The following is a 23,181-nucleotide window of genomic DNA, read 5'->3' as shown; positions in this document are numbered from 1 at the left end:
GGCACGAACTCGCGGGACCGGTCACTGCGGTGGCCGGTCCCGCGCTCGCTTATCGCCGCCGTTACGCGACACTCACCGCACCGAAACCCGCTGTCGCTATGAAAGGTCGATGACGGACAGCGCCCTGCAGAATCACGCCGGCCCCGACGCGCCGCGCAAGCCCTGGTACTCCTCGCTGTTCATCCAGCTGATGATCGCGATCGTGGCGGGAATCCTCGTCGGCTGGCTGTGGCCGGCGTTCGGCGCCGACCTCAAACCGGTGGCCGACGCGTTCATCAAGCTGATCAAGATGCTGATCGCCCCGATCATCTTCTGCACCGTGGTGATCGGCATCGCCCACGTCGGCGACCTCAAATCGGTGGGACGCATCGGGGTCAAGGCGCTCATCTACTTCGAGGTCGTCACCACCTTCGCGCTGCTCTTCGGTCTGGTGATCGGCAACCTCGTGAAACCCGGTGCCGGTTTCGACATCGACGCCGACACCCTGGCCACCGGCGCCGACGCGGTCGCGGCCAAGACCAACGACGGCGAACTGCCGCACACGGTGGAATTCCTGCTCGACATCATCCCGGCCTCGGCCGTGTCGGCATTCGCGGAGAACCACCTGCTGCAGGTGCTGTTCTTCGCGGTGCTGTTCGGGCTGGCGCTGGCCAAGTTCGGCGAGCACGGCCCGCCTGTGGTGTTCGAGTTGATCGAGCACCTGTCGACCATCTTCTTCACCATCATCGGCTGGATCATGCGGCTCGCGCCGGTCGCCGCGTTCGGCGCGATGGCCTACATCATCGGCCAGTACGGCATCTCGTCGCTGGGCAGCTACGCCAAGCTGATCGCCGCCTGCTATCTCGGCGCGGCGCTGTTCATCGGCATCCTGGCGGCGATCTCGTGGTTCCTCGCCGGGGTCAACCTGTGGCGCTTCGTCGGCTACATCAAGGACGAGCTGTTCCTGGCGCTGGGCACCGCGTCCACCGAGGTCGTGTTGCCCCGCATCATGGACAAGCTGATCCACGCCGGGTGTTCGCGCACCACAACGGGTCTCGTCGTGCCGACCGGGTACTCGTTCAATCTCGACGGCGCAACGCTCTACCTGTCCATCTGCGTGCTGTTCCTGGCGCAGGCGCTCGGGGTCGACCTCAGCATCGGCGAGCAGGTGATGGCGGTGCTGGTGTTGATGCTGACCTCCAAGGGCATGGCGGGTGTGCCGGGTTCGTCGTTCCTGGCACTGTCGGCCACCGTGGCCGCGATCGGTCACGGCGCCATCCCGGTGGCCGCCGTGGCGCTGCTGCTCGGCGCCGACCGGATCATGGACTCCATGCGGGTGTCGGTGAACCTGCTCGGCAACTGTGTCGCGACGCTGGTGGTGGCCCGCTGGGAGGGGCAGCTCGATGCCGAACGGATGCGCAGCGTGCTGCGCGGCGAGGACGTCGACGAGGTGGCGGCACAGCCGGAGCCGGTGATCAGCTCCCGGTGAGCCCGCGGCGGGCGATGTCGAGCACCTCTTCGGTGGTGGGCGGACTCTGCGGATGGTGCGACAGGCACCACGGCGCACGGATCTTGTGGAACGCGTTGCCCTCCAGCGCGACATAGAAGTTGCCCGCCCGCAGCTTGCTGATGTCGGGCACCTCACCGCCCTTGGCGCGGGCCATCTCCCGGGCGACCGCGATCTGCGCGGGCGCGTTGAGCAGGCCGTAGAACTGCGTCGCGGAGTTGCCGGGGATGTTGAGGTGCAGTCCCTTCGGCGCCTGCGTGGCGAACACCAGTCCCAGGCCGTACTTGCGGGCCTGCGAGACCAGCGCCAGCGTGCTGCGGGTGCAGGCGGTGTGCCGGTCGGACGGTGCGAAGTTCTGAGCCTCGTCCATCACGAGCAGTCCGCCCAGCGGCCGGTCGGCGGCGGGATGTCGCTTGATCCAGGAGAACAAGGCCATCTGCAGCTGGTTCACGAAGCCTTCGCGCTGCTGCTCGCGGGTCAGACCGACCATGCTGATCACCGACACCCGCGCCCGGCGGCCCGGTGACGGGGTGAGCAGCAGGCCCGGATCGACAGGCGTTCCCCGTCCGCCGAACAGCGGGTCGTTGACCATCGCGGCGTGCAGGTTCTCGGCCAGCTCGGCAGCCAGTTTGGGGCCCTTCGCCAGTTCGGTGACACCTTGCGGCAGGTCACCGAGCATCGCGATGAACCCCGGCAGCGTCGCGTCGGGTTCGCGACGGGCGTAGTGCCGCAACGCTTCCTTGAGCACCGCCCGGGACAGGTTTGCCTTGGCGGTCCTGCCCGCGGTCAGCGCCCGGACCTCGAGCGCAGCCACCGCGGATTCCACCGCGTCGTCGAACTCCTCCTCGTCGTCGAGGACGCCCGCGAAGTCGGGGAGCGGCTGGAACGACAGCGGTCTGCCGGAGTTCTTGCGTGGGGTCCAGATGACCACCTCGGTGCCGTCGAGGTATTGCGCCGCGCGCTCGTCGTCCGCGGCGTTCCAGCCGGGCGGCGGCGTCGGCCACGCCTCGCCGAGGCGGGACAGGTCGTTGTTGATGTCCAGGACGATCGACGACACCCCGCGCAGTGCGCACTCTTCGATGAGCCGCCGGATCATCACCGTCTTGCCGGAACCGGAGCCCGCGAAGATGGCGGTGTGCTTGCGCAGCGCCAGCAGATTCACCGTCAGCGCTACTCCGGCGGCGTCGATCCCCAGCGGCACGTCGCCCGCCGATTCCTCGACCGCGGCATAGGTCGGCGTGCCCGGCCCGGTGGTGGCCGTCGTGGGTTGTGCCGCAACGGGTTCGGGAACCGGTGGCGGTGGATCGCCGGTGAGGTCGCCGAACGCCTCCCGGAAGATCGTGATCCCGTGCGCGGGCCGGCGACGGCGCAGCCACTCGGGTAGGTCGGGATGGTTGTCGTCGAAAAGGTCGCGCAGGGCGGCCAGGGTGCGCAGATCCTCCCGGCCGATCGGGATCGTGCGGGCGCCGGCCGCCTCGACCTCGGCGATCAGCGCCGCCGTCTTGGCTCCGCCGGGCCACCGCGAATTGCGCAGCAGCACGAGTTTCCGGCGGTCGGGGTCCGAGCTGATTCCCGTTGCCTCCCAGGCTTTGCGGACCCGGTTCTGAACGGCGATGGCGTTCCCATGCGCGATCGCGCGGAAGGCCCAGTGCCGCTCGTCGTCCGTCGCGTCGTCGAGGCTCTGCCGTAGCCGCCCGTGCAGTACGACGTGCCGTCCGGGCGGCGGATCGAGCCGGAAGGGCTGGCCCGCGTCGCCTCGCTCGGTGATCCACGCCTCCAGGCCGGCCGCGAGCAGGCCCGGCATGGTGGTGTCCTCGCCGTCGGGGTCCAGTGCCGCCTCCACCACCGCCCCGCCGCGGTATTCGGCGAACCGGCGGTCCAGCTCATGGGTGTCCGCGGCCTGCCGTTCATCTCCCGCGGTCGCCGGCGCGGCATCGGGGGTGTCGTCGTTGAGGTGGGCGAGTTCGGTCAGCGAGCCGCTCTGCAGGCAGGCGCGGACGTGCGCGTCGGCCCGCTGCAACAGCCGGCGCGGCGTGTACTGCGGAGCGTCGTCGAACGCGGACGGCAGGATCGGCCAGCTCGCGTAGGGCGGGTCGAAACGTGACACCGCGTATCCGGCCGCGAAGCGGCGCTCGAGGATCGACCGCCCGATCGCCGCGCTCGGCACCCGTTCCAGCACATGGGTTTCCCGGAACCGGTCGGGCACCGAGGCGGTGGCGCGTTCGCGGATGAGCTCCCACACGCTGGGCAGGCACGCCACCACCGGGACCGTGCGCCGCATCGCCTCCTTGATGGACATCAAGCCGTGCGCGACGTGTTCGAGATTCCGGTTGTCGGAGACGCTGCCCGGTGCATCTGTGCTTCCCGCCGACTGGGCGAGCAGCGTGTCGATCTGGTCGATGCCGATCACGGCCGGCCCCGCGAGTGCCACCAGACGTGCGATGTCACGCACCGTCTCCTGCGGTGTCTTGCCCGGCCGGCGCAGACCCCAGGGCGCCCGGTCGTCTCCGCCGGAGTCGTCGGTCGACGTCAGATAAGCCTCACCCATGTCCTGCAGCGACGGATCGGTGGCGCCGAGCAGGATCAGGGCCCGCAGCGCATGACGGCACTGCCGCACGGTGTCGCCGTGGGCCTTCGTGCACGCGACCACGAACTCGTCGAGCATCTCCGGATCGAGGTCCTCACCGCGGACGACGTCGCGCCGCGTGGCGCGACCGATCCTCGCAGGTGTGGACAGCTGCCACAGCAGGTCCTTGAGCTGGGTCTCCTCGACGCGGCCCGGCCTGCCCAGGCTCTCCAGGATGCCGCCCCGCGCGGACTGCCAGAATGTCGTGGCGTCGAGCAGCTCCACCATGAAGAAGAAGCCGCCGCCGGCCTGCACCCGCTCGCGGACCTGGCCCAGCAGATGGGTCTTGCCCGATCCGGCCCGTCCGCGGACGACGACGCCGAGCGGCGTGGCGTCGGGATAGCGAGCGACCTCGTCGAAGGCGGACATCACGTCCGCCAGCGCGTCCTCGTGCAGACCGCCGATGTGGGTGCTCTGGGAATGCCAGATGTCGTCGAGACTCATCACGGAGTTGAGCCGCAGCGCGCCGAGCGCCTCCCGGTGCTGTGTCTGCATCAGGACTCGATCGCGATCAGATGGTTGTCCTCGTTGCCGATGCGCAGCGCCGCGGCCCGGTCGTCGTCGGTCAGCGCCTTGCGGTTCTCCTCGGGGATCAGGCTCACCCCGGGCTGCCGCTCGAGCCGCAGCAGTGCTGCGTCGAGCTCGTCGCGCGGCACCTCGGTCAGGTGCCTGCGCAGCGCCGCGAGTCCCACCCAGCCGCCGGGACGGCGCGACAGCTGCCGGTAGCTGCGGCGGACCCGGGTGTCGACGTCATCGGCCTGCGCCGGCCCGAACGCCTCGGCCAGCGAGAGACCGGTCCGCTCGAAATGCCGGTCGAGCGCCCTCATCAGCGTGTACAGCGCCCTGCCCTGGCCGGAGGGCCGGGCGGGCACGGCGGCTCCGAACAGCGATCGGCATGTGGCCCAACCGTCGTCGGTGAGCTCGAGCACCATCGGCCGGCCGGAGGTCACCTCGATCAGGCCACGCCGCTGCAGCCGGTTCCTGCTCGACTGGTCGAGCGCCGGGCCCAGGTTCTTGAGCTCCGGGTTGGGCACCGGCCGGCATTCGGCCATCAGCACCAGGAGCACCGCCTGCTCGGTTCCGGTCAGCTCGTCGGGGGCCACGGTCACGTCCGCTCGCCTTTCTGCCGTCGTCTCGTGCGGGTACCGGCGACAGCGCCGAACGATTCACGCCCCACCCGGATACCCCCTCCACGGTGTCGTCTTCATTCTTGTCACACCCGCGGCGCGATGGCGAAGTGGAGGCTACGGCGCACCCGCGGGCACGTCGGTGTACTGCGGCGCGAAACCCTCGTCGGAGAAGCTGAATCCGCGCCCGCTGCGCTCGGAGAGGCACGAGATCCCGACGGCCTCCTGCACGTTGCACCGGAAACCGCCGACGGCGAGGATCCGGTTGAAGGGCAGCACGTTCGCCGGGCCCGGGTCCAGCCCGAACTCGGGCTGTTCCTGCGCGACGAATCGGGCGTCGCCGTCGCGTTCGACCACGACGGCCGTGGGCGCGGCCGGCTCGCCGGTGGCGTCGGGCACCGTCTCGGGTGCGCCGGTGATGCTCAGCGACCCCGAAGCGGCCTGGCAGCCGGCCCTCTCCCGCGCCACGATGGCGCACTGCCAGCGCCCCGACGGGGTGGTGAAGAAGTACCGGGTGCGGCCGTCCACCGGCGCCCCGAAGTAGAAGGCGTTGACCAGGTGTGCGTTGCTGGGCGGCGGCCCGGCCGGCGGTGGTGGCGCCGCTGTCGAGCTCGCAGCGATTTCTTCCGTGGTGACGACGGTGTCGGCCGTGCAGCCCGCCATGGCGAGCGCCGCGAGGACCGTCGCGATCAGAGTTGTGGCACGCATGTCAGTGCCCCAGCGTGCCGGAAGCCGATTCCGGCGGCACGTCGGGGTGCTGTTCGCGCAGCAGCTCCCGCAGCCTGCGGGCGTTGCGGACGGCGTGGCCGCCGAGATCATTGTTGAAGTAGACGACCACCCGCCTGCCCTCGCCCGCCCACCCGGCGATTCGGTCCGCCCACTGCCGCAGCGCTTCGTCCGAGTAGGACGCCGCATAGAGCGGGCCGTCGTCGGGGCCGTGCAGCCGCACGTACACCCGGTCACTCGTCGCCTTAGGCACACACGGCATGCCGGGCCCGCTCATCACGACGTAGGCGGCGCGGTGGCGTTCCAGCAGCGCGAACACCGCGTCGTCGTTCCAGGACGGGTGGCGAAGCTCCATCGCGACCGGGATGCGGTCGGGCATCAGCGTCAGGAATTGGCCGAGCCGGTCGTCGTCACGCGCGAGGCCGGGGTGCAGCTGGACCAGCAGCGCCTCGCTCTTGTCACCCAGCGCGGTCCAGCAGCGCTCGAACCGCTCGACCCACGGCTCCGGGGAGGCAAGCCTGCGGTAGTGGGTGAGCCCGCGGTGGGCCTTGACGGTCATCGTGAATCCGTCGGGCAGCCGTTGCCGCCAGCCCTCGAACGTGGCGTCGCGCGGCCACCGGTAGAAGCTGGCGTTCAATTCGACGGTGTCGAATTCGGCGACGTAGTGCGCGAGCCGCTTGGCCACCGGCAGCTTCGGCGGGTACAGCACGCCGGCCCAGTGGTCGTAGGACCAGCCCGAGGTGCCGATCCGGATCATCTAACCGGCGATCTCGTCGCGCAGCGCGTCGTCGAGGGACACCCGCACCAGTGCGGCCGCCAGCGCGGCGTTGCGGCCGGATGCGAGCTCGCCGAGCCGCGCGGCGTCGGTGGGCAGCCCGAGTTCCTTTGCGGCGCCGCGGGCCCGCTCGTCGAAGTGGGGCCGCACCCAGGTCCAGGTGTCCTGCACTTCGCGCAGGAAGATGTCGGCGCCGGTGTCGCCGATGCCCTTGAACTCCATCAGCAGCTTCTTCGCCGCTGCCACGTCGTGGCCGGCCGATTCGGCGAGGTTGCGCAGGTCACCGGAGTAGCCGTCGCGCACCGCGGTCGCCATGTCGGTGAGCCGGGTGGCCGAGCTCTCGTCGTAGCGGGCATATCCCGCGTGGGCGAATGCGTCGATCATCTTCTGCCGCTTGGCCTCCAGCACCGTGTCGGGCGTGCGGATGCCCGCGGCGAACAGTTCGTGTCCCGCCCGCATCGCGATGGTGGCGTCGATCGGCTTGCTGGCCAGCATGCACAGTGTCAGCAGCTGGAACAGCGGCATCGGCGTGTCCTTGAGGTGGACACCGGCCTCTTCGGCGTACGTGGTGCCCGCGCGGTCCAGCAGTCGGTGGACCAGCTGATCTGGCTTCGCTCCCATCAGGATCGGCTTACCCGTCGGCCGTGTCGGGAAACGTCCTCACTTGGGTGGCAGGCTCGCGGCGTAGCCCGCGCCGCGGCGCACCCACGACTGGAGCTGGCGCATGGTCTTGATGCCGTCGTCCCCGACCCGAAGCCAGCCGCGGGTCTCGCGGCCTGCCATCACCATCGGTGCAACATGGTCACGCTGCAGCAGCCGGTCGGTCTCCTCCGGCGGGACGCGCACCATCAGGCCGCCTCTGCCGCTGGCCGCGACGGCCATGTTGCCGTTGATCAGGAATGCCAGGCCGCCGAACATCCCCTTCTCGTCGACGCCCGGCTCGGCGGCGAGCAGTTCCCGGATGCGGTCGGCCAGTTCGGTGTCGTAGGCCACGCCGTGACGGTAACGCGATTCGTCATCGTGAGTCGGCGGGTGACCATCCGAGCCGGGGCCCGAGGTGCTCGGCGAGGTCGCGGATGATCTGGGTGTAGTCGTCGGGCCGGAAGGTGAAGGGCAGCGCGAACGCCACCTCGTCGGCGCGCTGGAACCCGGCGTGCGCGAACAGGCGGTCGGCGAGTTCGTCGGAGGTGCCGACGAGGTCGGGGGAGAACAGCATGCCGCGCGGCCCCTGCGGAGCTCTGGTCCGTTCGAGGCGGCCCGCGGCGTACTCCCGGTAGCGCCGCACCTGCTCGTCGGTGGCGGAGTCGGTGGGGATCACCACCAGACCCTGTGACACCCTTGCCCGTTCGGGATGAGGGTGATGCGCCCGGTACGCGTCGATCTGCTGGCCCTGGATGGTGGCGAAGTCGACGCAGGACGTGCCCCCGGAGATGTCCTGCGTGCTCACCACCGAGCTGGTGAGGTAGTTGATGCCCTGTTCGGCCGCCCAGATCGCCGAGGACAGCCCGCCGCCGTACCAGACGCGGTCGGCCAGGCCGGGGGAGTGCGGCTGGATGTGGTCGGTGAACTGTTCGATGCCGACGGTGCCTGCGAAGTCGCTGACCGGTTCGCCGCGCAGCGCCCGCAGCAGCCGTAGCACGCGCTCCTTCGAGAAGTCCTGCAAGTCATGCGATTCCGGGTACAGCGCGGTCTTGTAGTGGTCGTACTGCATCGGGGTGCCGACCGAGACGCCCGGATTGATGCGGCCACCCGACAGCAGGTCGACGGTGGCGAGGTCCTCGGCGAGCCGGAACGGGTTCTCCAGCCCGAGCGGGATCACCGCCGTGCCGAGCTCGATGCGGCGGGTGCGCTGGGTGGCGGCCGCCATGATCGCCACGGGTGAGGAGATCCCGGGCTGAAGGTGCCTGCAGCGCAGCCACACGCTGTCGAAGCCGAGCGCCTCGGCCCGCTCGATCACCTCGAGGGTCTCCTCGATGCCGGGTCGCGGGTCGGCGGCGTCGAAACGGCCGATGGTCAGGAAGCCGAGCTTGCGCAACGGCTCTCCGCGTCGTGGCATGTGGCTCCTTCACCCCTCTCTGCGCGAGCAGACGCAAATGTCCCCGACACGCCGGTCATTGGGGAGCATTTGCGTCTGCTCGCGGTATTCGGTTGTCAGGCCGCGACGGTCGCCGTCTCGGCCGCCGGCTCCAGCGCCTGCGCCACGATCTCGGCCACATCGGTCATCGGCTTCACCTCGAGCACCGCCAGGACTTCAGCCGGAACGTCGTCCAGGTCGGGCTCGTTGCGCTGCGGGATGAACACCGTCGACAGCCCGGCGCGCTGGGCGGCCAGCAGCTTCTGCTTGACGCCGCCGATCGGCAGCACCCGGCCGTTGAGTGTGACCTCACCGGTCATGCCGACGTCGGCGCGCACCTGACGGCCGGTGGCCATCGACACCAGCGCGGTCACCATCGTCACACCCGCCGACGGTCCGTCCTTGGGGACGGCACCCGCCGGGACGTGCACGTGGATCTTGCGGTCCAGCGCCTTCGGGTCGACGCCCAACTGCTCGGCGTGTGCCCGCACGTAGGACAGCGCGATCTGCGCGGACTCCTTCATCACGTCGCCGAGCTGACCGGTCAGCTGAAGTCCGGGTTCACCGTCCGTGGCGCCGGCCTCGATGAAGAGCACGTCGCCGCCGAGACCCGTGACGGCCAGCCCGGTCGCCACGCCCGGCACCGCCGTGCGTTCTGCAGACTCCGGGGTGAACCGCGGACGGCCCAGGTACTCCACCAGATCCGGTTCGTCGACGACGATCGGCGCCGGGGCGGAGTCGAGCTTGGTCGTCACCTTCCGCAGCGCCTTCGCCAGCAGCCGCTCGAACTGCCGAACCCCGGGCTCGCGGGTGTAGTCGGCGGCGATCTTGCGCAGCGCGGCGTCGGTGACGCTGACCTCCTCGGCCGTCAGCGCGGCCCGTTCGGCCTGCCGGGGCAGCAGGTAGTCCCGGGCGATCGCGACCTTGTCGTCCTCGGTGTAGCCGTCGATCTGCACGAGTTCCATCCGGTCCAGCAGCGCCGACGGGATGTTCTCGATGACGTTGGCCGTCGCCAGGAACACGACGTCGGACAGGTCGAGATCGAGGTCCAGGTAGTGGTCGCGGAACGTGTGGTTCTGCGCCGGGTCCAGCACCTCGAGCAGCGCCGACGAGGGATCGCCGCGGTAGTCGGAGCCGACCTTGTCGATCTCGTCGAGCAGCACGACGGGGTTCATCGAACCCGCCTCGCCGATCGCCCGCACGATACGGCCGGGCAGCGCGCCGACGTAGGTGCGCCGGTGGCCGCGGATCTCGGCCTCGTCGCGCACGCCGCCCAGTGCGACGCGCACGAACTTGCGGCCCAACGCCCGTGCCACGGATTCACCCAGCGAGGTCTTGCCGACCCCGGGAGGGCCGGCCAGCACCATCACCGCACCGGAGCCGCGGCCGCCGACGACCGACATGTTGCGCTGTGCCCGGCGCGCCCGCACCGCGAGGTACTCGACGATGCGGTCCTTGACGTCGTCCAGCCCGTGGTGGTCGGCGTCCAGGATCTCCCGGGCCGACTTCAGGTCGGTGGAGTCCTCGGTGCTGACGTTCCACGGCAGGTCCAGCACGGTGTCCAGCCAGGTCCGGATCCAGCCGCCCTCGGGGCTCTGGTCGCTGGACCGTTCCAGCTTGCCGACCTCGCGCAGCGCCGCCTCCCGCACCTTTTCGGGCAGGTCGGCGGCCTCGACGCGGGCCCGGTAGTCATCGGAGCCCTCGGGTTCGCCCTCGCCGAGTTCCTTGCGGATCGCGTTGAGCTGCTGGCGCAGCAGGAACTCCTTCTGCTGCTTGTCCATCCCGGACCTGACGTCCTCGGCGATCTTGTCGTTGACCTCGACCTCGGCCAGGTGCTCCCCGGTCCAGTCGATCAGCAGCCGGAGGCGACGCGCGACGTCCTCGGTCTCCAGCAGCTCACGGCGCTGGACGTCGGACAGGTAGGACGCGTAGCCGGCGGTGTCGGCGAGCGCAGACGGGTCGGTGATCTTGTTGACCACGTCGACGATCTGCCACGCCTCGCGGCGCTGCAGCATCGCCAGCAGCAGCTTCTTGTACTCCGCGGCCAGCGCCCTGGTCTCCTCGGAGCTCTCGGGCTCCGGCGCCTCCTGCACCGTCACCCACAGCGCGGCACCCGGCCCGGTGGTGCCGGAACCGATGTGGGCGCGCCGCTCACCGCGCACCACCGCCGCGGCGCCGCCCCCGGGGACGCGGCCGACCTGCACGATCGAGGCGATCACCCCGTAGGTGGGGTAGCGGTCCTCCAGGCGCGGTGCGATCAGCAGCTTGCCGCTCTCGCTGGCCTGTGCCGCGTCGACGGCCGCGCGCGCCGCGTCGTCGAGCTCGACGGGCACCACCATTCCGGGCAGGACGACCGGTTCGCTGACGAACAACACGGGCACTGCGATTGCTTCAGACATCCATCCTCCAAAGTTGAACCTGATGCGCTCAACCCTGTCGGCGGTCGCTTTGTTCCCCGCACCGATCCCGTTCACTCTGCGCGTACGGCGCCGAACTGCGAGTGGCAGCCGCCCTCAACGCAGAGTCAACGCCGGGACGCACACAGACAGGGAGCCTGCCGCGGGGGTGACGGCAGGCTCCCTGGTGTACGGGGTGGATCTAGACGGCACCCTGGGCGCCGAGCACCCGCTGGATGTCGGGCTTCATCTGCTGGAGCTGCTGACCCCAGTAGCCCCAGCTGTGCGTGCCGTTCGACGGGAAGTTGAACACACCGTTCTGCCCACCCGCCGCGATGTAGTTGTCACGGAACGTGACGTTGGTGCGCAGCGTGAACCCCTCGAGGAACTGCGCGGCCATCAGGTTCCCGCCGTTGGCCCCGGTGTCCAAGTCCGACGGGGTGCCGGTGCCGCAGTAGATCCAGATGCGGGTGTTGTTGGCGACCAGTTGATTGATGTTGATCATCGGGTCGTTGCGCCGCCACGCCGGATCGCTGGACGGCCCCCACATGCTCTCGGCGTTGTAGCCGCCGGCGTCGTTCATCGCCAGACCGATCAGCATCGGCCACCAGCCCTCGGACGGGTTGAGGAAACCCGACAGTGCGCCGGCGTAGATGAACTTCTGCGGGTGGTAGATGGAGTAGGTCAGCGCGGTGCTGCCCGCCATCGACAGACCCACCACGGCGTTGCCGTTGGGATCGACGCCCTTGTTGGCCTGCAGGTAGGCCGGCAGTTCCTGGGTCAGGAACGTCTCCCACTTGTAGGTGTAGTCCTGCCCGTTGCCCCGCGACGGCTGGTACCAGTCGGTGTAGAAGCTGGACTGGCCGCCCACGGGCATCACCACCGACAGGCCGGACTGGTGGTACCACTCGAACGCCGGGGTGTTGATGTCCCAGCCGTTGAAATCGTCCTGCGCGCGCAGGCCGTCGAGCAGGTACACCGCGTGCGGACCACCGCCTTGGAACTGGACCTTGATGTTGCGGTTCATCGACGGGGAGAACACGTCCAGGTACTCGACCGGGAGACCCGGCCGGGAGAACGCGCCTGCGGTCGCCGATCCACCTGCGAAGCCGATCAGGCCCGGCAGCATGGCCGCTGACGCGGCAACCACCGCCAGCCTGCGCATCCACATTGCTGTACCGCGAAACCTTCTGACGAACTTCATAACGGCAACCAACCCACCTTTCGTTTTGCATGCCACAAGCAATTGCCGTTGCTGTGCTCGAAAAGTGAAACACGGGCCTCACCAGTCACACTGGTACCAACACCCGCATGCGTTGTCGCGGTTGGCTAACGATTACGCCTCGGACTCGAGACCTTCGCCGCCGATCGGAACGGGCCGCATGCGGCGCAGCTGGGTGACGTGCCGGGGCGTGAGCTCCTGCATCGACGTCACGCCGAGCAGCCGCATCGTGCGGCTCACCTGGTCGGCGAGGATGTCGACGGCACGCTGCACTCCCGCCTCACCGCCGGCCATCAGGCCGTACAGATACGCCCGGCCGACGAGGGTGAACCGGGCGCCGAGCGCGAACGCCGCGACGATGTCGGCGCCGGACATGATGCCCGTGTCCACCAGGATCTCCGCATCCGCCCCGAGTTCACGCGCCACCACCGGCAGCAGATGGAACGGAACCGGCGCCCGATCGAGCTGACGCCCGCCGTGATTCGACAGCAACACGCCGTCGACACCGAGCTCGACGACCGCCCTGGCGTCCTCGAGCGTCTGAATTCCCTTGACCACCAACCTGTTCGGCCACTGCTGCTTGATCCATGCGAGATCGTCGAACGTGACGGTCGGGTCGAACATCGAGTCGAGGTACTCCGCCACCGTCCCCGGCCAGCGATCCAGCGACGCGAACGACAGCGGCTCGGTGGTCAGCAGGTCGAACCACCAGCGCGGCCGCGGAATCGCGTCGAGCACGGTGCGCAGCGTGAGCGTCGGCGGAATGGACATGCCGTTGCGGGTGTCACGCAGCCGCGCGCCGGCCACCGGCACGTCCACCGTCACCAGCAGGGTGTCGAAGCCGGCCGCGGCGGCCCGCTCCACCAGGGCCATCGACCGTTCCCGGTCCTTCCACATGTACAGCTGGAACCAGTTGCGGCCGTTCGGGTTCGCGGCCTTGACGTCCTCGATCGAGCTGGTGCCCAGCGTCGAGAGGGAGAACGGGATGCCTGCGCGCGCGGCGACGTGGGCCCCGGCCACCTCGCCCTCGGTGTGCATCAGCCGGGTGAAACCCGTCGGCGCGATGCCGAACGGCAGCGCCGACGACGCACCCATGATGTCGGCGGAGGTGTCGATGGTCTCGACGTTGCGCAGGATCGTCGGGTGGAACTCGACGTCGCGGAAGGCCTGCCGCGCGCGGGCCAGCGACAGCTCCTCCTCCGCCGCGCCGTCGGTGTAGTCGAAAGCGGCGCGGGGCGTGCGGCGCTTGGCGATCCGCCGCAGGTCGTCGATCGTCAGCGCGCGGTCGAGGCGTCGCTTCGTCGCGTCGAGCTGCGGCTTGCGAAACCCGATCAGCGGGGCGAGCTCGGCCGGCCTGGGGATGTGCCGCTTCACCGCAGGCCTACTTCTCCGCGGCGGCCAGCGCGCGCCGCAGGCTTGCCCGCCGCTCCTCGATCGCGCGGCCGATCTCCTGCAGCAGCATCGGCTTTCGTGCCACCAGCTCTTCGATGTGCTCGCGGTCGACCTGCAGCACGGTCACCTCCTCGAGTGCGTACGCGGCGGCGGTCACGGGCTCGCGGGTGAGCGTGGTCTGCCCGAGGAACTCGCCTGCCTCCAGGGTACGGATGGGGATCGCGCCGCCGTCGTCGTCGGTGGCCACCAGCTTGACCCTGCCGTTGACGATGAACGTCATCCGCTTGGGCACCTGGCCCGCGACCTGGAGGTACTCATCGGTGCCGAAACGGATCAGCCGGGCATGGGCGAGCAGGTCCTCCTGATCGGACTGATTCAGCCGCAGGGTCGGCGCGATGATCCGCACCGAGCGCTGCATCCGGTCCGGTGTGCCGAACTCGTCCTCGGCCTCGTCGAGGTGCAGGCCCTCGCGCCGCGCCGCGTACCAGACCCAGCTCAGGAAACGCGATCTGGCGGCGAAGTCGTCGGCGGGAGAACGCAGCGGGATGTCGGTGGTGTACTGCAGGCTGCCCGACCGCACGCTCTTCGGGGTGGCGCCCGGTCGCAGTTGCGGCAGCGCCACCGCAACCCGGTTGAGCATGCCGCACACGTCGTCGGGCGGGTCGTCAACGGAGAAGACGGTGATGACCGACAGCGAGTGGGCCCCCGGCGGTCTGCTGAAATTCGTGAACGACGCCGCGGCGAGCACCGAGTTCGGGATGATCTGGGTGCCGCCGCCGGTGTCGATGTGCGTGGCGCGCCAATTCACCTCGATCACGCGGCCCTTGGCCGATGGCGTCTGGATCCAGTCGCCGAGCTGGAACGGCTGCTCGAACAGCACCAGCAGCCCCGAGATGATCTGGCCGACCGAGTTCTGCAGCGCCAGCCCGAGCACGATGGACGAGACACCCAGCGCGGTGAACAGCCCACCCACGTTGGCGCCCCAGATGTAGGCCAGGATGAGGCCGGCGCCGATCGCGATCAGCGCGAAGCGCGCCACGTCGAGGAAGATCGACGGAACCCGTTTGCGCCAGGTGCCTTCCGGCGCGCCCTGGAACAGAGTGGCGCTCAATCCGGACAGCAGGAGCACCAGCACCACGACGCCGAACACCGTCGCCACGATGCGCACCGGGGTGGTCTCGCCGGAGATTTGCATGGCGCCGACCAACAGGATCAGCAGGGCACCGAGCGGCAGGATGTAGTTGCGCAGCACGTGCACGGGTCCGGCGAGGAAGCTGTTGCGGCGGCGCAGCGCGTTGTGGATCTCGGTGAGCAGCACCAGGGCGACCGGGAAACCGATCGCGATGCCCAGCGCCCAGTAGAACCACGGCTCGGCCAGGATGCTGGTCACGGTTGCCGCTCCGTCAGCCGCCAGACCGGCTGTTCCTCGCCGTCGACGGCGATCACGCCCGCCGAGCTGAAGGTCCGGCTGTCACGCATCGCGTCGTAGACCGCGGAGGTGACGTAGATGCCTGCCTTGGGTGACCCGCTCTGCACCCGGTAGGCCAGATCGACCGCCGACCCCCACATGTCGTAGGCGAGGGTGGCCCGCCCGACCAGTCCGCTGCTGACGGTGCCGGTGTCGATGCCGGCGCGCAGCTCGAGGTCGTGGCCGGTCTCGGTGTTGAACCGGTCGACGGTGCGTTGCATCTCGACGGCGAAGTCGACGGTGCGCCGGACGTTGTCGAGCCGCGGCACCGAAAGACCGCAGCTGGCGAGGTAGCCGTTGTGCAGCGTGCGCACCTGCTCGACACCGAGATTCTCCGCCGCGGCGTCGAATTGGCGGGTCAGCTTGTTCACGATCACCAGCAGCTCGTCGGAGTTCAGGTCCGACGACAGTTCCTCCAGGCCCACGATGTCGGCGAAGATCACCGTCACGTCCTGGTGGTCCTGGGCGATGGTCTCCTCACCCTCGCGGTAGCGCTGGACGACGGGTTCGGGCATCAGCGACAGCAGCAGCCGGTCGTTCTCCCTTCGCTGCTCGGCGAGCAGTTCCTCCTTGATCGCCAGATTGCGGCTCATGTCGTTGAAGGCGACCGTCAGGTCGCCGAACTCATCACGGGTGTGCACCGGCAGCGTCACGTGGTAGTCACCCGAACTGATCTGCTGCGCACCGGCTTCCAGGCGGCGGATGGGCCGCACGAACAACCGGGCCAGCAGCATCGCGGCCAGGCACACCACGAAGATGATGACGGCGGTGCTCAGCACGAGGGTGCGGGTGAACGCCGACACCGGCGCGAACGCCTCGGAGGTGTCGATCTTGGCGATGATGGACCAGTTCAGCCCCTCCAGATTCACCGGCGCGTAGGCCTGTAGCGACTTGTGACCGAGGTAGTCGTCCTCGATGACCGTGCCGGTCTGACCGCGCTGGGCCTCACGGGTCGCGTCGCTGGCGACGGGTTGCACCAGCGTGGTGCCGTGCTGGCGCAGCGAATCCTCGGCGATCTCGGGCGGCGTGCCTGCGTCGATGACGTCGGCGCGGAACTGCTCCGGATTCTCGATGAATGTGCGGGAGTCCGACCGCATCAGGTCGTCGGGCCCGACCAGGAACGTCTCGCCTGTGGTACCCATGCCTGCGGCCTCCCACTCCCGGTCGGCGGTCATCAGCCGGTTGATCTTCGAGATCGGGAACTGGAGGGCCATCACGCCCCCCACCTGGCCGCCGGCGCTGACCGGCGAGAGCATCCATGCCGTGGGCTCGTCGGCGGGCAGGTAGTTGCTGAAGTCGGTGACGCCGACGTAGTCGACGGCGTTGGACGCCATCGCCTTCTGGTAAGCGTCGCGGAGTTGCCCCTCCCGGTAGGGCCCGGTCAGGATGTTGGTGCCGAGATCGACGCCCTTGTACGCGGTGTAGACCACGTTGCCGCGGGTGTCGAGCAGCAGCGCGTCCTCGAACCCGAAACGGGTGACGATCTCCCGGAAGAAGTCGTTGTACCGCGCGTTGGCGGCCGACCACGCGCTGCCGTCGCCGGCATCCTCGAACTGGATCGCCTTGTCGAAGTCGTCGAACGGGGCGGTGTAGTAGGCCTGCAGATATCGCTGGGCAGCCGACGTCGGCAGGATCGCTCGCGCGTCGAGTTCGTCGCCGGTCTGCTCGCGCTTCGCGACGGCGAAGCGGTTGTTGTAGTAGTCGACCACCGACTGCGACTGCGGCGGACTGATCGTCGCGTCCCTGAGTTGGTCGAATCCGGCAGTGAACGCCTCGACGGCCTGGGTCGCGGTGGCGCCGCGGGTGTAGATCACCAGCGAGTTCTTCAGGTCGGTGTACTTCGACTCGAGTTGACGCGACTGGGAGCCGCGGATCTCGGTGAGCCGGTCGAACACCGACTCCCGCAGCGACGAGCGTCCCGACTGGTAGCCGATGAACCCGATCACCGCCACCGACAGGACACTGGTCAACAGCAGCATCACCAGCAGTTTCGACTGGATGCTGATGCGCGACAGGACGCGGCGCCGCAGGCTTCGCCGGGCGGGGGCCGGCACGGTGGGGTGAGAGGAGTCCGGCTCCGCGGTAGAGGTCATCGGGACTAGAAGGCTAGCTGGCCCGGGCGTCGGATGCGGGGCTGTGGGCAAATTGTCGCCGGTCCGGCGGCGTACATGTGTCACCGTGGCTGACATGACCACCGACGACCCCTTCGATCTGCAGCGCTTCGTGACCGCGCAGGAGCCCGTCTACGACACGGTGCTGGCCGAACTGCGGGCGGGCCGCAAGCGCACGCACTGGATCTGGTTCGTGTTCCCGCAGCTGCGCGGACTGGGCCGCAGTGCCACCGCCGACCGGTTCGGTATCGCATCGCTCGCCGAGGCGAGGGCCTACCTCGAGCACCCGGTGCTCGGCCCGCGGCTGCGGGAGTGCACGCGCCTGGTGCAGCGCCTCGAGGGACGGTCGGCCGAGGACGTCTTCGGCTTCCCCGACGTGCTCAAGGTGCGGTCGTCGATGACGCTGTTCGCCCGCGCCGCCGCCGACGACGCCGACTTCGCCGCCGTGCTTGAGAAGTTCTACGACGGCGAGGACCCGGCGACCGTCGAGCTGTTGGCCTGAGCGCGTCCCGGCCCACAGATCAGGCCGGTGCGATGACCACCCACCCGTGCGGGGCGACCTCGGTGTGCTCGATGTCGTCCTGCGGCGGGGCGCCGGAACCGGCGACCACCCGGCCGCGTCCGAATCCGAGCTCGGGCAACGACACCCGAAGCGGCTGGGCCGGGTCGACGTTGAGCGCCACGAGCAACCGCTCCCCGTCGCGCGCGCTCTGGTAGACGTAGTGGGTGTTGGTCAGCGCCAGCGCGGAGGTCGTCGCCTCGTGCAGCCACGGGTGGCGCCGGCGCAGGCCGATCAGATGCTGGTGCAGCCGGTACGAGTCGCCCGCGGCGTCGTCGGACAGCGCCGGCGGAGCACCGAATTCGGGCCGGATCGCGTCGTCGCCCCCGAACCGTTCCTCCTTGACTCCCCGGTAGGCCAGCTCGTCGCCGGCGTAGACACTGGGGGTGCCGCCGGTGGTGAACAGCAACACCAGCGCGTGCTCGACGTGGCGCGGGTCGTCCAGCTTGCTGGCGATGCGCGTGACGTCGTGGTTGCCGACGAACGTGAGCGGGACGAACGACGCCAGGAAGTCGTTGTGGCGCTGCATCGCCCAGTCCAGCTCGTGGAAGTTCCCGTCGTTGAGACTGCTCCACACGGCCTTCCAGAGCTCGTACTGCGTCACCGAGTCGAACCCCGCGCCGGACACGTGGGCGGCGTAGTCGCCGTGGATCACCTCACCGACGAACCAGGCCTCGGGGAACGACTCCCGGACCGCGGGCAGCACCTGCGCCCAGAAATCGTCGGGCATCGCGTAGGCGGCGTCGAGCCGCCAGCCGTCGGCGCCGCGTGCCAGCCAGTGCCGCATCACGTCGACGGTGTAGCCGACCACCTCAGGGTTGCGGTGGTCCAGCGCGATGAGTTCGCCGTGACCCTCGAAGGTGCCGAATTCGCCGCCGCGCGTTCGGAAGAAGGCCCGGGCGTCGGCATCGCCGTCGGCGGCCCGCCGGTAGCGGTCGAAGTCGGTGCCGACGTGGTTGAACACGCCGTCGAGCAGCACCCGCAGCCCGCGCCGATGTGCTTCGGCGACGAGGTGGTCGAAGTCGGCGTCGTCGCCGAGACGCGGGTCGATGCGGTAGTGGTCGGTGGTGTCGTAGCCGTGGGTGCGCGAGGCGAACACCGGGCCGAGCGCCAGGCCAGAGGCGCCGAGGGCGATCGCGTGGTCGAGCCAGTCGACGATGCGCCGCAGCCGGTGCTCGTCGGGTCCCGGCGCAGGGTCGGCCGGGTGGGCGCCGACGAATCCCAGTGGATAGACCTGCCACCAGATGGCGTGCCGCACCCAATCCGGCCCGCTCATGCGGGACTTCCCGCCGGGCGGAACTTCGTCTCGTAAAGCGCGCGCATGGTGTCCGCGAGTTCGGGCGCCGGCCCGTCGACGACGACGGCGGGCGCGACGGCGGTGATCGGCAGTGTGGCCACCGGGGGTGGCGGGGCGCCCCACTCGGCGAGCCAGCCCGTCAGCTGGGCCGACGACGTCGCGTAGACGATGCGGCCCAGTCCGACCCAGGCGTGGCCGGCCGCGCACATCGGGCAGTGTTCGCCCGAGGTGTACACCGTCGCGCGCGCCCGCTCGGCGGGGCTCAGGTGGTCGACGGCCCAGCGGGCGATGGCGAATTCGGGGTGGGCGGTGGCGTCGCCGTCCTTCACGCGGTTGTGGTCCTCGAAGCGGACCTCGCCTGCCTCGTCGACGAGCAGTGAGCCGAAGGGTTCGTCACCGGCGTCGAGCGCGGTCCGGGCGAGTTCGACGCAGCGGTGCAACCTGCGCAGGTCGTCGTCACTGATCACCACGCGCAGTTTACGCAGCGTGCGAGTCCCCGATGACGGTTGGCCGGTTGGACGCGCGGAGCTGCACGAACACCATTACGGTGACCAGATGATCCGGTGTGTGCGGTTGTGGACGGGCGACGACAACGCGTCGCAGTTCCAGATCGGGCGGCTGGAGATGCGCCCGGGCCGCAACGACGACCTGGTGTCGGCGGTGATGCCGTCCACCCACGTCACGGTCGAGGAGACCGCGGCCGGCGCCGCGTTGGCCTGGCACACTGCGCCCGTGCGTCAACTGGTGGTGACGCTGGCGGGCAGCCTGGTGTTCTCCACCCGCGACGGCGAGGAGTTCACGCTGGGCGCCGGCGATGTGCTGCTGGCCGAGGACACCGCCGGATCCGGCCACAAGTGGCGGCTCGAGGGCTCCGAGCCGTGGCGCCGGCTGTACGTCGTGCTCGCCGACAGCACCGAGGTCGCGTTCGTCGCCGACTGACCGGCCGGCATCAGTGACCCGCGACGACGTCCGACTCGTCGACGGTCACCGGGTCTTTCGCGCCGGGCAGCACGGTGCACGCGGCGCAGACCGCGCCGAAGAGCAGATAGCCGAGCGCCACCTGGGGATCGGCCGCCCATGCCACCTGGGGAGCGTGGATGAGGCCGACGAACGACAGCACGGCGCCGACCGCCGAGGCGGCCGCCGCGTAGAGGAACTTCTTCTCCAGGATGAACGTCACCATGGTGCCGAGGATCAGGCCGACGAGCACCGCACCCTCGCCGAGGGTCTTGAGTCCCTCGTAGACCACGCCTGCGCCGTTCAGCGCCTCCATGCCGACCGTGCTCGCACTGGTGCCTGCGGCGTTGAGGGCGTTGTCGATCAGGCCGTGGGCCCACTGCGCGAGGTTGGGCAGCAGTGCTGCGACTACCGCAACGGCATGCAGCCGGGGCACCGCCTGGAACGCCTGCGCCCCGATGAGCAGGCCGATGTAGAGCAGGATCGGCACGATCGCCGGCACCGGCAGCAGCGCGTCGAGCACACCGAACAGGCCGATGAAGCAGAGCACGCCGATCACCACTCCGCTGGCCAGCGAGTAACCCGCACGGCCTCCGGCGTCCTTCCATCCGGGGTGCCCGATGTAGACCGCGGGCGGGAAGGGCGATCCGAACGCCGAGCCGACGACCGCGCCCGCGCCGTCGGCGAGCAGCACGCTGCGCAGGTTGTAGTCGTCGCCCGCCGCGGCGGCGCTCTCCACGTTGCTCATCGCTTCGGTGAAGTTGTAGACACCGAGCGGGATCGCCGTGCCGAGTAGCGGCGCCAGGTCGGTCAGGCCGTTGATCAGCAGGTCGAGCCGCAGGTCGGGAACGCCGATCGCGATGTCGGCGACGGCCTGTCCGACGTCGGGGGCCGACATGTAGCCGCCCGCCCACCCGATGGCGGTGCCGACCAGCAGCGCGACCAGCCCGACCGGGATGTTGCCGGGCAGCCGGACGTCGGTGAAGAAGCCGATCAGGATGATCGCCAGCACGGGCAGGCCGATCCATGCGGCCTCCCACATCTGGGCGGCGGGCCGCATGGAGATGAACGTGATCGAGATGCCGGCCAGGGTGCCGAGCATCGCGGCGCGCGGGGTCAGCCTGCGGACGTAGGGACCGACGAAGGCACCGATCATCACGATGACGCCGATCAGGAACGCCCACGCCAACCCCGCCTGCCAGGCCTGCACCGGGTCGTCGGTGTTGAGGTAGACGGGCAGCATCACGACGAAGACGACGATGAACATGTGCGGCACGCTCGGTCCGTACGGCAGCGCGGTGACGTCGGAACGGTTCTCCCGCCGGGCGAGTCGCCGCGCCAGGAACGTGTAGTACAGGTTGCCGAGGATCAGCGCGACGCCGAGCGCGGGCAGCACGGTGCCGAGCACGTCGGCGGCGGGTACGGCGATGACGCCGATCATCAGGCCGGTCAGCGTGAGCACGTTGACGAGGATGTTGAAGCCCAGCCCGAAGAAGGCGTTCAGGTCGCCGCGCGTCCACCACGGGTTGGCCGGCGCCGCCTCGGCGGGCGGATCGGCAGGGGTGTGCTCGATGTCGGTGCTCACGTGCGAATCTCCTGGGCTGCGGGGGTGGACAGGGCGTCGAGAGCGGGGATCACTGCGGCGGTGTCGGCGACCCAGCCGAAGATGCCGCCCTGGGCGGCGACCATCTCCAGTGCGACCCGATGGAACTCCGGGAAATACGAACCGACGCAATCGGATACGACCAGGCACTCGTATCCGCGGTCGTTGGCCTCCCTGGTGGTGGTGTGCACGCACACCTCGGTGGTGACGCCGGTGATCAGCAGCTGGGTGACACCGGCCGACGTCAGCACGTCCTGGAGTCCGGTGGCGTAGAACGCGCCCTTGCCCGGCTTGTCGATCACGGTCTCGCCGGGCAGTGGCGCCAATTCGTCGACGATGTCGTGGCCGTATTCGCCGCGGATGAGGATGCGGCCGTAGCGGCCCGGGTCGCCGATCCGCTTCGACGGCGCGCCGCGGTGGAGCTTGGCCGGTGGGCAGTCGGACAGGTCGGGCCGGTGTCCTTCGCGGGTGTGGATCACCATGACACCCGCCGAGCGGGCCGCGGCGATGAGCGCGGCCAGCGGGGCGACCACCCGCTGCAGCCGGCCGACGTCGTTTCCGAGGCTCTCGCCGAATCCGCCGGGCAGCAGGAAGTCCCGCTGCATGTCGATGACGATCAGCGCGATCTTCCCGGCCACCGCGGTGAACGGGCCGGGCGCGGCGGCGATCTCGGCAGACTGACTCACACGTGCTCCTCGGTGGTCGCAACGGCGGTGGGGTGGGAGGTGACGGTGGCGCGCGGCTCGTCGAGGATCTGCGCGGCGAACTGCAGGACGGTGTCGTCGGTGAGGGCACCACCGAGCAGCATCGCGCTGTGCGGCCTGCCGTCGGCGGTGACGCCGAGGGGGACCGCCACCCCGAGAAGGTCGATCAGATTCCCGAAGTGCGTGTAGTGACCGAGCACGGTGTTGGTGTCGATGGGGCGGTCGAGCACCTCCGCCACGGTGAACGTCGTTCCGATGGTGGGCACCACCAGCACGTCGACCTGCTCCCACACCCGGCTGACCACCGCCTTGAGTTCCTGCAGCCGCTGCAGCGCCGAGAACGCGTCGACGGCGGTGTAGGCCTGTCCGCCCTGCAGGATCTCGCGCACCACCGGGTGGATCGACCCCGGTGTGGCGGCCAGGAATTCGCCGAATTCGACCAGTCGCTCGGCGACCCACGGCCCCTGGTAGAGCAGGGCGCCCGCGGCCAGGAACGGCGCGAGCGGGACGTCGACGACGTGGTGGCGGCGCGAGAGCTGAGCCCGGAACGCCGTGTGCGCGTCGGCCATGGCGGTGTCGCCGAAGAACTCGAGTTCGTCGGCGCCGGGCAGGCCGACGCGGATCTCGGCGCCTGCGTACCGCGGGCCGCGATCGCGCG

20 protein-coding genes are annotated in these 23,181 nt (G+C 69.7%); 3 read left to right on the top strand and 17 right to left on the bottom strand.

The window, feature by feature from the left end:
- Positions 1 to 109: 109 nt before the first annotated feature.
- Positions 110 to 1,468, top strand: a complete 1,359-nt coding sequence (gene dctA, locus Q2100_RS09435; protein ID WP_302913821.1) for a C4-dicarboxylate transporter DctA — start codon at positions 110 to 112, stop codon at positions 1,466 to 1,468.
- On the opposite strand, the gene Q2100_RS09430 is transcribed toward dctA, so the two are convergent.
- The 12 genes from Q2100_RS09430 to Q2100_RS09375 all read right to left on the bottom strand — a co-directional run bounded on the left by Q2100_RS09430 (position 1,455) and on the right by Q2100_RS09375 (position 17,385).
- Positions 1,455 to 4,607, bottom strand: a complete 3,153-nt coding sequence (locus Q2100_RS09430; protein WP_302913820.1) for an ATP-binding protein — start codon at positions 4,605 to 4,607, stop codon at positions 1,455 to 1,457. The two genes, dctA and Q2100_RS09430, sit on opposite strands and share 14 nt — an antisense overlap.
- Positions 4,607 to 5,221: a hypothetical protein gene (locus tag Q2100_RS09425; protein ID WP_302913819.1), complete on the bottom strand. Its 615-nt coding sequence runs from the start codon at positions 5,219 to 5,221 to the stop codon at positions 4,607 to 4,609. Before Q2100_RS09425 ends, Q2100_RS09430 begins: the two co-directional genes overlap by 1 nt.
- Positions 5,222 to 5,356: 135 nt before the next feature.
- Positions 5,357 to 5,947, bottom strand: coding sequence for a hypothetical protein (locus Q2100_RS09420; protein ID WP_302913818.1), 591 nt, complete (start codon positions 5,945 to 5,947; stop codon positions 5,357 to 5,359).
- A 1-nt stretch (position 5,948) separates the two neighbouring features.
- The gene (locus tag Q2100_RS09415; RefSeq protein WP_302913817.1) at positions 5,949 to 6,722 is read right to left on the bottom strand and encodes a DUF72 domain-containing protein; all 774 of its coding nucleotides are present in this window, start codon (positions 6,720 to 6,722) and stop codon (positions 5,949 to 5,951) included.
- Positions 6,723 to 7,361, bottom strand: a complete 639-nt coding sequence (locus tag Q2100_RS09410) for an HhH-GDP family DNA glycosylase (RefSeq protein WP_302913816.1) — start codon at positions 7,359 to 7,361, stop codon at positions 6,723 to 6,725.
- A 39-nt stretch (positions 7,362 to 7,400) separates the two neighbouring features.
- Positions 7,401 to 7,733, bottom strand: a complete 333-nt coding sequence (locus Q2100_RS09405) for a TfoX/Sxy family protein (RefSeq protein ID WP_302913815.1) — start codon at positions 7,731 to 7,733, stop codon at positions 7,401 to 7,403.
- A gap of 22 nt (positions 7,734 to 7,755) precedes the next feature.
- Positions 7,756 to 8,796 carry an LLM class flavin-dependent oxidoreductase gene (locus tag Q2100_RS09400; RefSeq protein ID WP_302913814.1) on the bottom strand — a complete coding sequence of 347 codons (1,041 nt, stop codon included), beginning with the start codon at positions 8,794 to 8,796 and terminating at the stop codon, positions 7,756 to 7,758.
- Between the two features lie 95 nt (positions 8,797 to 8,891).
- Entirely contained in the window at positions 8,892 to 11,213 is a 2,322-nt protein-coding gene (gene lon, locus Q2100_RS09395; protein WP_302913813.1) for an endopeptidase La, read from the bottom strand.
- A 199-nt stretch (positions 11,214 to 11,412) separates the two neighbouring features.
- The gene (locus tag Q2100_RS09390; RefSeq protein ID WP_302913812.1) at positions 11,413 to 12,414 is read right to left on the bottom strand and encodes an esterase family protein; all 1,002 of its coding nucleotides are present in this window, start codon (positions 12,412 to 12,414) and stop codon (positions 11,413 to 11,415) included.
- 132 nt (positions 12,415 to 12,546) lie between these two features.
- Positions 12,547 to 13,806: an alpha-hydroxy acid oxidase gene (locus tag Q2100_RS09385; RefSeq protein ID WP_302913811.1), complete on the bottom strand. Its 1,260-nt coding sequence runs from the start codon at positions 13,804 to 13,806 to the stop codon at positions 12,547 to 12,549.
- A 7-nt stretch (positions 13,807 to 13,813) separates the two neighbouring features.
- Positions 13,814 to 15,214, bottom strand: coding sequence for a mechanosensitive ion channel domain-containing protein (locus Q2100_RS09380; protein ID WP_302913810.1), 1,401 nt, complete (start codon positions 15,212 to 15,214; stop codon positions 13,814 to 13,816).
- Entirely contained in the window at positions 15,211 to 17,385 is a 2,175-nt protein-coding gene (locus Q2100_RS09375) for an adenylate/guanylate cyclase domain-containing protein (RefSeq protein WP_407667602.1), read from the bottom strand. Before Q2100_RS09375 ends, Q2100_RS09380 begins: the two co-directional genes overlap by 4 nt.
- A gap of 94 nt (positions 17,386 to 17,479) precedes the next feature.
- Between Q2100_RS09375 and Q2100_RS09370 the strand changes: the two genes are divergently transcribed.
- Positions 17,480 to 17,905, top strand: a complete 426-nt coding sequence (locus tag Q2100_RS09370; RefSeq protein WP_302913809.1) for a DUF1810 domain-containing protein — start codon at positions 17,480 to 17,482, stop codon at positions 17,903 to 17,905.
- A 19-nt stretch (positions 17,906 to 17,924) separates the two neighbouring features.
- Here Q2100_RS09370 and Q2100_RS09365 read toward each other — a convergent pair whose 3' ends face one another.
- On the bottom strand, positions 17,925 to 19,238 hold the full coding sequence (locus Q2100_RS09365; protein ID WP_302913808.1) for an alpha-amylase family protein: 1,314 nt from the start codon (positions 19,236 to 19,238) through the stop codon (positions 17,925 to 17,927).
- Positions 19,235 to 19,729, bottom strand: a complete 495-nt coding sequence (locus Q2100_RS09360) for a nucleoside deaminase (RefSeq protein WP_302913807.1) — start codon at positions 19,727 to 19,729, stop codon at positions 19,235 to 19,237. Before Q2100_RS09360 ends, Q2100_RS09365 begins: the two co-directional genes overlap by 4 nt.
- A gap of 85 nt (positions 19,730 to 19,814) precedes the next feature.
- On the opposite strand from Q2100_RS09360, the gene Q2100_RS09355 reads away from it, so the two are divergent.
- Positions 19,815 to 20,198, top strand: coding sequence for a cupin domain-containing protein (locus Q2100_RS09355; protein WP_264011862.1), 384 nt, complete (start codon positions 19,815 to 19,817; stop codon positions 20,196 to 20,198).
- Positions 20,199 to 20,208: 10 nt separating this feature from the next.
- Here Q2100_RS09355 and Q2100_RS09350 read toward each other — a convergent pair whose 3' ends face one another.
- The 3 genes from Q2100_RS09350 to Q2100_RS09340 form a co-directional block, all read right to left on the bottom strand.
- Positions 20,209 to 21,801, bottom strand: a complete 1,593-nt coding sequence (locus tag Q2100_RS09350; protein WP_302913806.1) for a SulP family inorganic anion transporter — start codon at positions 21,799 to 21,801, stop codon at positions 20,209 to 20,211.
- A complete protein-coding gene (locus Q2100_RS09345; RefSeq protein ID WP_302913805.1) occupies positions 21,798 to 22,505 on the bottom strand; it encodes a cysteine hydrolase family protein in 708 nt (235 codons plus the stop codon). Before Q2100_RS09345 ends, Q2100_RS09350 begins: the two co-directional genes overlap by 4 nt.
- Positions 22,502 to 23,181 (bottom strand): amidase family protein (locus tag Q2100_RS09340; protein ID WP_302913804.1); only part of this gene is annotated, 680 nt, incomplete at its 5' end. The genes Q2100_RS09340 and Q2100_RS09345, both read right to left, overlap by 4 nt.

Origin of the sequence: Mycolicibacterium arseniciresistens (genome assembly GCF_030519285.1) — a bacterium.
GTDB lineage: Bacteria > Actinomycetota > Actinomycetes > Mycobacteriales > Mycobacteriaceae > Mycobacterium > Mycobacterium arseniciresistens.
This window is presented reverse-complemented; position numbering and strand designations above follow the sequence as displayed.

Excerpts from the sequence above, each read along its gene's own strand:
- Q2100_RS09410 (WP_302913816.1), bottom strand. The coding sequence starts at position 7,361 with ATGGGAGCGAAGCCAGATCAGCTGGTCCACCGACTGCTGGACCGCGCG.
- Q2100_RS09400 (WP_302913814.1), bottom strand. The coding sequence starts at position 8,796 with ATGCCACGACGCGGAGAGCCGTTGCGCAAGCTCGGCTTCCTGACCATC.
- Q2100_RS09415 (WP_302913817.1), bottom strand. The coding sequence starts at position 6,722 with ATGATCCGGATCGGCACCTCGGGCTGGTCCTACGACCACTGGGCCGGC.
- Q2100_RS09430 (WP_302913820.1), bottom strand. The coding sequence starts at position 4,607 with ATGCAGACACAGCACCGGGAGGCGCTCGGCGCGCTGCGGCTCAACTCC.
- Q2100_RS09390 (WP_302913812.1), bottom strand. The coding sequence starts at position 12,414 with ATGAAGTTCGTCAGAAGGTTTCGCGGTACAGCAATGTGGATGCGCAGG.
- Q2100_RS09355 (WP_264011862.1), top strand. The coding sequence starts at position 19,815 with ATGATCCGGTGTGTGCGGTTGTGGACGGGCGACGACAACGCGTCGCAG.
- Q2100_RS09365 (WP_302913808.1), bottom strand. The coding sequence starts at position 19,238 with ATGAGCGGGCCGGATTGGGTGCGGCACGCCATCTGGTGGCAGGTCTAT.
- dctA (WP_302913821.1), top strand. The coding sequence starts at position 110 with ATGACGGACAGCGCCCTGCAGAATCACGCCGGCCCCGACGCGCCGCGC.
- Q2100_RS09375 (WP_407667602.1), bottom strand. The coding sequence starts at position 17,385 with ATGACCTCTACCGCGGAGCCGGACTCCTCTCACCCCACCGTGCCGGCC.
- Q2100_RS09420 (WP_302913818.1), bottom strand. The coding sequence starts at position 5,947 with ATGCGTGCCACAACTCTGATCGCGACGGTCCTCGCGGCGCTCGCCATG.
- lon (WP_302913813.1), bottom strand. The coding sequence starts at position 11,213 with ATGTCTGAAGCAATCGCAGTGCCCGTGTTGTTCGTCAGCGAACCGGTC.
- Q2100_RS09370 (WP_302913809.1), top strand. The coding sequence starts at position 17,480 with ATGACCACCGACGACCCCTTCGATCTGCAGCGCTTCGTGACCGCGCAG.